This is a genomic window from Holdemania sp., assembly GCF_986127675.1.
Window position 1 is genome coordinate 1 of record NZ_CFQZWI010000094.1, and the last position, 10656, is coordinate 10656.

The 10656-nt window shown below is 50.5% G+C and carries 8 protein-coding genes, 1 tRNA gene and 1 pseudogene; 6 read left to right on the forward strand and 4 right to left on the reverse strand.

The window, feature by feature from the left end; all coding sequences use genetic code 11:
- From AC5OW4_RS12305 to AC5OW4_RS12315, 3 genes and pseudogenes are all read left to right on the forward strand, one after another.
- A pseudogene (locus tag AC5OW4_RS12305) lies at positions 1–570 on the forward strand (extracellular solute-binding protein); the annotation flags it as partial.
- A gap of 28 nt (positions 571–598) precedes the next feature.
- Entirely contained in the window at positions 599–3598 is a 3000-nt protein-coding gene (locus tag AC5OW4_RS12310; protein WP_195396216.1) for a GGDEF and EAL domain-containing protein, read from the forward strand.
- Between the two features lie 230 nt (positions 3599–3828).
- The gene (locus AC5OW4_RS12315; protein WP_072683818.1) at positions 3829–4212 is read left to right on the forward strand and encodes a PH domain-containing protein; all 384 of its coding nucleotides are present in this window, start codon (positions 3829–3831) and stop codon (positions 4210–4212) included.
- Positions 4213–4490: 278 nt separating this feature from the next.
- Here AC5OW4_RS12315 and AC5OW4_RS12320 read toward each other — a convergent pair.
- Positions 4491–4566 (reverse strand) — tRNA-Ala (locus tag AC5OW4_RS12320).
- Positions 4567–4627: 61 nt separating this feature from the next.
- Between AC5OW4_RS12320 and AC5OW4_RS12325 the strand changes: the two genes are divergently transcribed.
- A complete protein-coding gene (locus tag AC5OW4_RS12325; protein ID WP_072683817.1) occupies positions 4628–4927 on the forward strand; it encodes a chorismate mutase in 300 nt (99 codons plus the stop codon).
- A gap of 64 nt (positions 4928–4991) precedes the next feature.
- Here the strand turns inward: AC5OW4_RS12325 and AC5OW4_RS12330 are convergent, their stop codons facing one another.
- The 3 genes from AC5OW4_RS12330 to AC5OW4_RS12340 form a co-directional block, all read right to left on the reverse strand.
- Positions 4992–5747, reverse strand: a complete 756-nt coding sequence (locus AC5OW4_RS12330) for a YwaF family protein (RefSeq protein ID WP_365918847.1) — start codon at positions 5745–5747, stop codon at positions 4992–4994.
- 18 nt (positions 5748–5765) lie between these two features.
- Positions 5766–7508 (reverse strand): ABC transporter ATP-binding protein, encoded by a 1743-nt coding sequence (locus tag AC5OW4_RS12335; RefSeq protein ID WP_072683815.1) that lies wholly within the window; start codon positions 7506–7508, stop codon positions 5766–5768.
- Positions 7509–7897: 389 nt separating this feature from the next.
- Positions 7898–8170, reverse strand: coding sequence for an alpha-helical endospore appendage domain-containing protein (locus AC5OW4_RS12340; protein ID WP_072683814.1), 273 nt, complete (start codon positions 8168–8170; stop codon positions 7898–7900).
- Between the two features lie 115 nt (positions 8171–8285).
- Here AC5OW4_RS12340 and dapB point away from each other — a divergent pair, with 115 nt between their 5' ends.
- Positions 8286–9008: a 4-hydroxy-tetrahydrodipicolinate reductase gene (dapB, locus tag AC5OW4_RS12345; RefSeq protein ID WP_072683813.1), complete on the forward strand. Its 723-nt coding sequence runs from the start codon at positions 8286–8288 to the stop codon at positions 9006–9008.
- Between the two features lie 314 nt (positions 9009–9322).
- A complete protein-coding gene (locus AC5OW4_RS12350) occupies positions 9323–10486 on the forward strand; it encodes an AfsR/SARP family transcriptional regulator (RefSeq protein WP_072683812.1) in 1164 nt (387 codons plus the stop codon).
- Positions 10487–10656: the final 170 nt, after the last annotated feature.

Sequence of the window (10656 nt, forward strand, 5' to 3'; positions counted from 1 at the left end):
TTCCCGAAGGAAGGGGCGGTCAGCGACGTTGAAAGCTATCCGATTGAATCGATCGTGGCGCCGGCTCCGATGTTTGAACAGGGTGAGAAAATTGCCGTTCAGCAGGGGGCGGGCATGGTTGTGACCGCTTCGGATACCCAGCATGAATACGCATCGGTTCTTTTCTTAAAATGGTTCACAGAGGAACGTCGGAATATTCAGTTCTCACTGGCTTCCGGATATCTGCCGGTAAAGAAAGCCGCGAATGATTTTGAGACGATCAAAAAAGTTATTGAAAACAATGCGGAGCTGGACTCGGCAGAAATGATTGACGTTGTTGAAGTGGCCGAGAAACAGCTGAGTGAAGTTCAGCTGTATACGACAAAGGCTTTTGAAGGCGGCAGCGACGCGCGGTCTCTGCTGGATACTTCGATGCAGGATCTGGCGAAGGCGGATCGCGAGCAGGTCGTTGAACGTCTGGCGCAGGGGCAGAGCCTTGATGAAGCAACTGCTGAATTTGAAACGGAAGCCTATTTCGACGCCTGGTTCGCGGCGTTGAGTCAACAGATGCAAAAAATCGTCCAGGAATAACGTTTTTAAGAAAAGGAGTAACCGGAATATGCTGAAAAAAAGAAGTGTTTTCAATCGTATTCTGATCCCTTTGATCGTCGTTCAAATTTTTCAGATCAGTCTGTTTGGGATGTTGGTTTTCAGCGGCGGCGTTATTACCAAGCTTGACCGCAACGCTGAGGAAATCCTGAACGAACGGGTCATCAATCGGAAGAATTATTTAGAGAATGAAATGATTCAGCGCTGGAGTAATTTCTCCATCTATCAGACGAAGATCGAAGAAGAAATTGAGCAGCAGCTGAGCGAAGCGGGCATGACCGTCGCCGACCTGGTGCCGGGGGCGGCTGTGACCAGCGAAATTTTGAAAAAAATCGGTCCGGATCTGATTGCGCTGATGCGCAGAAATACGGTAACCGGCGTTTTTCTCGTTTTTGAAGGTCCTCTGAACGACAGGGCTGAGGAAAAGGAGAAAAGTGGTATTTATCTGCGGGATCTGGATCCGATCAATAACCCTTACGACAATTCGGACTTGTTGATGGAACGTTCGCCGACCGATGTGGCGCAGAGTCTGGACATTGCGATGGACGTCAGTTGGAGTCCACGTTTTAAGATCGGCGGCGAGAGTTATTTTTATAACAACCCGGTGCAGGCGATTCGCTCCAATCCGGATCTGTCCAGTGAAGACGCCGGGTATTGGGGCTATGGCTCCATGTTGAACGAAGACCTGATCAAAACGATTACCTATACGCAGCCGCTGGCAGACAGCGAGGGAACGGTGTTAGGCGTGCTGGGCGTTTCGCTGGCGGAGGATTATCTGAAAACCATCTTGCCGTCGAAGGAATTGCTGGCGGATCAATCCGGTTCCTACATGCTTGCGATTCTTGACGAGACGCAGCCGCAGACGGATGGATTGACCTTGCAGAAGGTGACGCACAGCGGCGGCGTGTTCATCGCGATGTTCGGAGAAGCGGAAGAGCTCATCTTTCAAAAGGATGCCGACGTCTCCGGCGACGGCGCTTTAATCCATACATCCGCTTTAAAACTGAAGCAGAAAATTTACGGCAGTCTGCAGCCGCTGGATCTCTACAATTCCAATGCGCCGTTTTCCCATCAGCGCTGGGTTCTGGTCGGTCTGGAATCGCAGGAAGCGTTGTACGGGTTCTCGGGTAAAATGCAGAACAGCATTCTGACCTTTATGATTTTATCCATGCTGGTGGGACTGGCGGCGACGATGTATGCCAGCTACCGCCCATCCCGGCAGATCGGCGCGCTGGCCCGCAAGGTGCGTAATTCCAATCCGAACAAACCGATCCATCTGGATCCGATCCGGATTACGGAAATCGATCAGTTAAGCCAGGCGATTGAGGAATTAAGCAAGAGCGTGGCGGAGAACAGTTCGCGGCTTTCGCAGATCATCGGCATGCTTTCAATTCAGATCGGTGCGTTTGAGATTGAGCTTGAAAAGAATTCCGTCTTCTGTACTTCCGGTTTCTTCGATGTGCTGGACCCGCAGGCTGACCATGAAGATCAGATGCTGACGCTGGATGAATTTTCCAGACAGCTGCGCTTATTGGATCTGGATCTGGATGAACTGGGCCGGCTGCGGGAAAAGACCGTCAAATTGGAACAGGACGGCGGCGGAGCTCGCTGGATGCGGTTGAAAACCGCGGCGCGGGCGCACACGATTCTGGGCGTGGTGCAGGATATAACGGCGGAAATGGTCGAGCGGCACCGCATAGAATATGAACGCGATTACGACGTGCTGACCAACCTGCTGAACCGGCGGGCATTCCAGCGCTTTGCTCAGGAACGCTTCGAGCATCCGGAACGGCTGAAGATTACGGCGTTTATGATGATGGATCTGGATAATCTGAAATATATCAATGATACCTATGGTCACGATTGCGGCGATGGTTATATCCGAAGCGCTGCGGATGTGCTGCGCAATAACGCCGGTCCGCATGAAATTGCGGCGCGGATGTCGGGCGATGAGTTCTATGTTCTGTTTTATGGCTATGAGACAGACTTCCAGATTCGTCAGAAGATTGAACAGATCCGGAAGGCCATGGCTGCTTATGAAATGGAGCTGCCGGATGGCAAGAGTATCCGGATCCGCGCTTCCTTCGGAGTTTCGTGGTATCCGAAGGACAGCCGCAATCTGGAAGAGTTGATCAAATACGCTGATTTCGCGATGTATGAGATTAAAAATTCCGTCAAGGGCGGAATAAAGGATTTTGAGATTGAAAGCTACCGTAAGGATTCGTTTATGCTGCACAGCAGCGAAGATCTCAACCGGCTGATTGAAAACGAACTGATCGATTTTGTATTCCAGCCGATTATCGACGTCCAGTCGCAGACCGTCTATGGTTATGAAATGCTGATGCGGCCAAAGATGGAAAAGCTGAAGACGCCGTCCGAAGTGCTGCGGATTGCCCGCGCCCAGTCGCGGCTGTATCAGATTGAACGATTGACCTGGTTTAAAGCGATGGAGGCCATTGATCGGTATCATCAGCGGCTGCAAGGGAAAAAATTGTTCATCAACTCGATTTCCAGCCTGCGCCTGACGCCGCAGGATCTGGAAGAACTGGATCGCCGGTTCGGCCGCTACAATTCGCAGGTCGTCATTGAGCTGACGGAAAGCGAAAAAATGGGCGAAATGGCAACGATCCACAAGCGACAGCGCTGTCTTGATCAACATCAGGAAATCGCGCTGGATGATTACGGAACCGGCTATAATGGCGAAGCGACGCTGCTGGATCTGATGCCCAACTACGTGAAAGTCGATATGAGCATCATTCGGGGTCTTGACCGCGATCTTAACCGCCGTGAATTCTATGAAGGACTGGTCGTTTATTTCCGCAGCCGGAAGATAAAAATTCTGGCAGAAGGCGTGGAAACCCGCGAGGAAATGGAAGCGCTGGTCGATTGCGGCACGGATTACATGCAGGGATTCTATTTCCGGAAAGGCGAACTGATTCCGCCAGATCCAAGTCCGGAAGCGATGGAAGCTCTGCGGAATGCGGTGAAAAAGAAAAACGACGAGTCTTAGACTTGAGTCAAAAATCAAACAGAAAGGGACGTCCTGCCGAATCAGGCAGACGTCCCTTTGCGACGGGCTCATAAACGAGGTGATGTCGGGATGGCGAACATCCGCTGAACGGCGGGAGTTGGCAATTTTCGCTGCAGAAAAAATTAAAACATCAGCTTTTGTGGAATATCTTACAAGAAAAAGGCGGAGGAAAGGTTTATAATTAAATCTGAATAAGCAGGGAGGCTAATATGGGATTATCAAAAATGGAAAAGCAAAAACAGAAACTGATTGAATTGGGCGTCATGGAACCGGAGGATACGCTCGTTGATTTCCTGCAGGCCAGTTATGTTGAACGGCTGATCGGGAAAATGGGCAAATGGAAGCAAGGCTGGGCGTATTTCACAGAAAACCGGGTGATCGTCATTACCGGGTTGCTGGAAGAGAATATCGTTATTCCCTACAAAACCATTCGAGAGCTGGGAAAATGTTCTCAGAGTTTGATGCCGATTGGAATTACGATTACGCATGAGGATCCGGAAACCGGGAATATGACTACCGACCGGATATCCTTGATGAAGCGGGATAAATGGCTGAACTTCATGGCGGAAAAAGCCGGCGTGGAGGTTGCTTAATTTCCGGCTGCTGGCCAGACAGGTTTCAAATCAAGTCCAGAGATCATGCTGATTCTCTGGGCTTCTTTTAATTGAAGCTTTGAAAATCAAGTGGGATTCAGTTTGGATACAGGCAGTTTCAGGATGATGGCGAGGGGGAATGATGCGCGTCAGGCTGATTTCAGCGCCGAGCTTTGTTTTATAGAACGGGAAGGACAGAAAATCTTTTTTTTATCCGCCAACTCGTGTATAATACAAAATAAAAGACAGGAACGATTGTTCCTGTCGAATTGGAAATCTGGTGGAGCCGACGAGGATCGAACTCGCGACCTTTGCATTGCGAACGCAACGCTCTCCCAGCTGAGCTACGGCCCCAGACACGATATTAAGTTTACCACCATTTTTCGAATTGTCAAGATCTTATAAGGAGGAAGTTATGCAAGATTGTTTACAACGGGCACGAAAAACGATTAATGAAGTCGATGCACAGATGGCGGAATTGTTTGAAAAACGAATGGAAGCTGTTCGTCAGGTGCTCGCGTATAAGAAGGAACACAACCTGCCGATTCTGGATGCCGCCCGGGAACAGGCCGTTATTGAAAAGGGGTGCGCCCGGATTCAGGATCCCGTGTTAAAACCGTATTATGAGGAGTTATTAGTGAAACAGATGGAATTATCCCGCCGCTATCAGAAAACGCTGCTGGACGAAGCCTGGGAAAAATCACGGGAAATTTGACAGTTCAATCCAGAACTGAGAATTGGAAATCGTTGTTACAGAGCAGAAAAAAGCTGGAATTTTCTCAATCCGCAGAAGATTCCAGTTTTTTTCTATGCCATTGTTCGCCCAGAACAAGCAGAAGAGCGCATCCGGCGATGACCGCTGCTGCCAGCGTCAGCCAGTAAGCAGGATAGCCGCCCCAGTTCTTGATCGCCTGCAGGAAGGCGATCTGGGGGACTTCCCGTAAGAACATGTAATTCTGCCCCCAGATCCAGTCCACGGCAAAGGCACACAGTGCGCTGCCGCTCAGAATCAGGACGACGGAAGGCAGTTGTTTTAAGCGCGGCGAGTCATCGTCAGTCAGAAATATCAGAAGGGGCGTCAGGATCAGAAGCAGATGCAGGGCGAAGCTTTGGAGGGTTTGAAAGTGGAAAAACGGATAAGTGCCGACAATCCCCGCCGGATAGACAATCGCCGTGATTCCGCCCAAAATGGACGTCGCCCAGACATAACTGCGTAGCGCCGGATGGCGCGTAAAGACCGCCAGCGGGATAAAGAAGATCTGCAGGCCGCATAAATGCAGCGGCAGCAGTTTTACCCAATATCCCTCGCCCAAGCGGTACAGCCATAGAATGCGCGTCAGTTCCAGCAGAGGAATCGCAATCGCAAATCCATGAAGCAGCCGCCGGCCGGACTGGCGGGAATGGGTGCGCGTCCAGCGAATCAGCCAGAAGCAGCTCAGCGGAATCATTAGAATTTCCAGAATGTGCAGCGGACTTAGAAAACCATAAGCCGTGCCGGGAAGTACCTCATCCCAGAAGCAGAAGAATTGCGAGATAGTAAAACCCCCTTCAGGTCAATGTTCAAATTGCATGCGGTACAGATGCGCGTAAGCACCGTCCGCAGCCATCAGCTCGGCATGATTGCCTTGTTCCAGAATACCTTCCTCACCCAGCACGACGATGCGTCTGGCGTTGCGGATGGTGGACAGGCGGTGTGCGATGACAAATGTCGTGCGGTTGCGGGCCAGCCGTTCCAGCGAATCCTGAACGACCTTTTCACTTTCGTTGTCCAGCGCGCTGGTCGCTTCGTCAAAAATCAGAATCGGCGGATTCTTCAGGAAGACGCGCGCAATGGATAAGCGCTGTTTCTGACCGCCGGACAATTTCACGCCGCGCTGTCCAATATCTGTATTATACCCATTTGGCAGCTCCATGATGAAATCATGGGCATTGGCGGCCTTGGCGGCGGCGATCACTTCTTCCTCGCTTGCCTCCGGCCGGCCGTAGCGGATGTTGTCCATGACGTTGCCGGCGAACAGATAGACATCCTGCTGGACGATGCCGATGCAGGAACGCAGCGATTTCATTGTCACGCTGCGGATATCCTGACCATCGACCAGAATCCGGCCTTCGCTGACCTCGTAAAATCGCGGAATCAGGGAACACAACGTTGTTTTGCCCGCGCCGGAGGAGCCGACCAGCGCCAGATACTCGCCCGGTTCGACATGCAGATCAATGTGCTTGAGGACATAATCCTTGGAAGAGGCGTATTGAAATCCGACATTTTCGAAATCCACCGCGCCTTTAACGTTCGCCAGCACTGCCGCGTGCGGCTGATCCTTGATGTCCGGCTCGACTTCCATGATTTCCATAAACCGCTGGAAGCCGGTAATGCCTTCCTGAAATTGTTCGGTAAAGTTGATCAGCTTCTTGACCGGCTCGGTCAGGTTGTTGATATAAAGCAGATAGGTTAACAAATCGCCTAACAGAATCCATTTCAGGGAGATAAACGTTGAACCGGCAAGAATGACGACAACGGTGATCATCGTGGTGAATGCGTTAAGACCGGAATGATAATAAGCCATGATCCGATAGCTGTTTTTACGCGACTTGACATAGCGATTGTTTTCCACCCCGAATTTTTCCAGTTCGCTGCCTTCGCTGGTAAACGATTTAACGACGCGGATACCGGAGAGATTGTCCTCGATCCGGGCATTGATATCGCCGACCCGTTCTTTATTCTGCTTAAAAGCTTTGCCCATTTTCTTATTAAAATACAAGGCGAAGACAAGCATGATCGGCAGGATTGAGAAGATGATCAATGTCAGCGGCACGTTGATGGAAAGTAAGATGAAGAACGCGCCGAAAAACTTGATGATCGAAATGACGACATCCTCCGGGCCGTGGTGGTACAGCTCGGTTAAGGAAAACAGATCGTTAGTCAGCCGTGACATCAGCTGCCCGGTTTTCTGTTCGTCATAGAAGCTGAACGACAATTTCTGATAATGACTGAACAGCTCGTTGCGCATATCATGTTCCATCATGACGCCCATATAATGTCCCTTATAGGTGATGAAGAAGTTGCAGAGCAGCTCGATGATGATCAAGCCGACCATGACCAGGCCGATCTTGAAAATCAGGTCCAGCTGGACGGATTGCGACGAGACGAGCACGGTATTGGTGATGTAGCGCGTTAACAGCGGAAAGATCAGCGAGATCGCCGCGACGATGAAAGCACAGATCATATCTGCGATAAACAGCTTTAAATAAGGCCGGTAATACGAAAGAAACTTTTTACCTCTGGCGTTAAGCAACACAATTCCCCCTTTTAGTTAGACATAAGTGTAGCCCAAATTGATGGAAACTTCAATCATTCCAACCTTTTCCGATACTTTTTTGGAATCAGCGGCGGCGTAAAGGGACTGGCTTTGCTTCCTGAGGTTCGCAGTTCCGTAAAAGGCTGTCCCCGCTGATCATTTTGGTAGAATTCCTCGATGGTGATGTCAGAAACGGATAACTTGCAGGACCATGGTGCCTGTGCTGCGGCTCATATTAAGCCGCACGGCAGACAAGGCGGTATATTCCAGGTTTCGCTGCAGGGCTAAGACATCAGGGCAAGGCAGGGAAAGCCATGATGGCGGACAGTCGAAAAACGACTCCGGTTCAAGGCCCGGAGCCGCTTTTCACTATCCTTAGTCGAATTCCGTTATTTGTAGCAATCCTGGAACAAACTGGCCAGCTTCGCCTGCAGCGCCTGTTCAAATTTCGCTGCGGCTTCCATCGTGCACTGAACCGTTTCGTTGACCTCGATCAATTTGTCGATTGTAATGCAGTCCATCGAAATGGCGCATTGTAACTTTTCTCCCTCAGCGTTGAGGATATGCGCGAGCGCGGCTTCCTCCAAAGCGATCGACTGCAGAATATCGGTAATGGCTTGTGAACGGGTGACGTTGCTGCTTCTGATTTCAGGCATTCCCATAAGTTAATTCCTCCTTACACTGACATCCTATTCGACCCGGGCGAAAGAACCCGGGCCAATGCCCCTGAGTTATGAAAATTTCCGGGCGGCATACACTGGTCAAGGGAGGATGGCCATGAAAATCGTAATTGTCGGATATGGAACGATGGGACATTTGTTATTAAGCCGGATTGAAGAAAAGGAAGACCTGCAGTGCGTCGGTTTGATCGCTTCCTCCTATTATCAGGAGATTTCCGAGCTGCCGCAGCATCCCGAGGTGATCGTCGACGTCAGTCACCCGGACAATTTCGTCCGGATCCAGCGGGCGATGGAACGCCAGCCCATTCCGCTGGTGCTGGCGACGACAGGATACAGCGATGATCAGAAAAAGATCATTGAGAGTTGGGCCCGGCGCGTCCCCATCGTCATGACAAGCAATTTTTCGATCGGGATGACGATCGTTAACAAAATGCTGAAATGTTGTCAGCGGGAGATCGGGCAGTATTTTGACTGCGATATCCTGGAAATTCATCATGAACAGAAAAAAGACAAACCCAGCGGCAGCGCGCTGATGTTGAAAAAAACATTGCAGGGGCCGGCGAAGGACCGGTATGGCTATCAGAAACCGATTTCCGTTACTTCCCTGCGGCACCGTCAGATTGCCGGCGAGCACACCGTGATTCTGTGCGGAGATCACGAACAGATTACAATCACGCACACCGCCGACAGTCGGGAGATCTTCATACGCGGAATTCTGGAAGCGGTCGAGGCGATTCCCGGTTTAAAGCCCGGCCTGTTTTCGATGGAAGATCTGCTGGAACAGCGTTTTTTACAACGCCATCCGAATGAATTTCACTGATCGAAAGGCAATCTTCAACACTTCAGAAAACCATGGAGGGGCACGCTGAAAAGGAATGGGTGAAAGCGAGCCGAAAAGCGCTGCAGAAAAATCGTCAGGCAGGTTTCCACCTGCCTTTAACGCCGTCCGGCTGAACCGGGCAAGCGCAGCGGGGACGCGTCGCTTTTCGTCTGATTTCCCATCCTGTTTGACAGGCATACAACGCTGAAGCGATCAAGGCAAGGCGGGCTTGTGGTTCGGCAGCCGATCTGATAAAATTGAATTAATCTAAAATGGCCGGATGAGATTTTTGAACCAGAAGGGAGGAGTTCAAAGTGAAAAAATATTTTATAAGACTTTGGGGCGCTCCAACGCTGCAGGAAGAAGAGCGATCTCAGGCGCTGAACGAAAGCCTGGGGAAGCAGCTGACGGAATTGCTGTGCTATTTTCTCATTCACCGCGGCGAGCTGGTCAGTCATGAACGGTTGATCGAATTGTTCTGGCCGGAATCTGTCAATCCGCAAAATGCTTTAAAATTTGCGATTCACCGGCTGCGGAAATTGACGCAGCCGTATGCTCAAACCAAGGATCAGGAATGGATTGTGACTGGAAAACGGGGCTATCTATTCTCGCCGCAGGCGCCTGTGGATACCGATCTGGATCAGCTTTCCGGACTGACGCCTGCGCTTCTTGCGGAACAACCGCGGCAGATTGAAGCGCTGGTCCGCGGCGAACTGATGGAAGGGTATTCTTCGATGTGGATCCTGCCGATTCGGGAATTCTGGAAGGAAAAAGTCAAAACACTGACACAGGAAGCTGCCGCCATGCTGGATCAGAAAGGACAGGCGGAAGCGGCGCTGCGGCTGACGCACTGGGCGCTGACGCTGGATCCATATTCAGATGATCTGAATTATTGTTATTTATCCGAGCTGGTAAAAGCCAGGGAATACAATCGGGCATTGAAACATTTCGATCAAATTTCCGAACAGTTTTATCATGAGTTCGGCGTTGAGTTTGAGGGCCGTTCAAAATCGCTGATCTACTTTTTAAGTTCAGACCGCGAGCCTTCGCATTCAATTCAGGAATTGATTGAGGAAATGAACACTAAGGAAGACGGCAGCGCTTTTTATTGTGAACAGCCGGTTTTCCGCAAATTGTATCAGGCCCGAATGCGGGAAAGCAAACGACTGGATATCAACTCCTACTTACTGGTGCTGGACGTACAAAGCGAGGCCATGGAACTGGGAACGCGGGCAACCGACGCGCTGATTCAGATTGTCAAGACGCAGCTGCGCTCCTGCGACATATTCACCCGCACGGCAAACTGTCAGCTGGCTGTGATGTTGATGATGAAAGCCGAAAATGACGTGCATAAAGTTGTCAGCCGGCTCAGCCAGCGCTTAAACCGCAAGTATCCGGCGGCGCAGGTTCGGGTTTATTACCATGTTCAGAAAATTGAACAGAATAATCCGCAGGCTGCTCTGCAGCATGATAAATAAAGACCGCGGATTGAAATGCTGCGGTGAAAAAAGGTATAATAAACATTAGAAAGAAGGATGAAGAATGGCATTATTAACAACGTTAAGAAAAGATAAAATGGAAGCTTTAAAAGCGAAGGATCACGTGAAAAACGGCGTATGCAGCTTGTTGATCTCGGCGATCGCGCTGG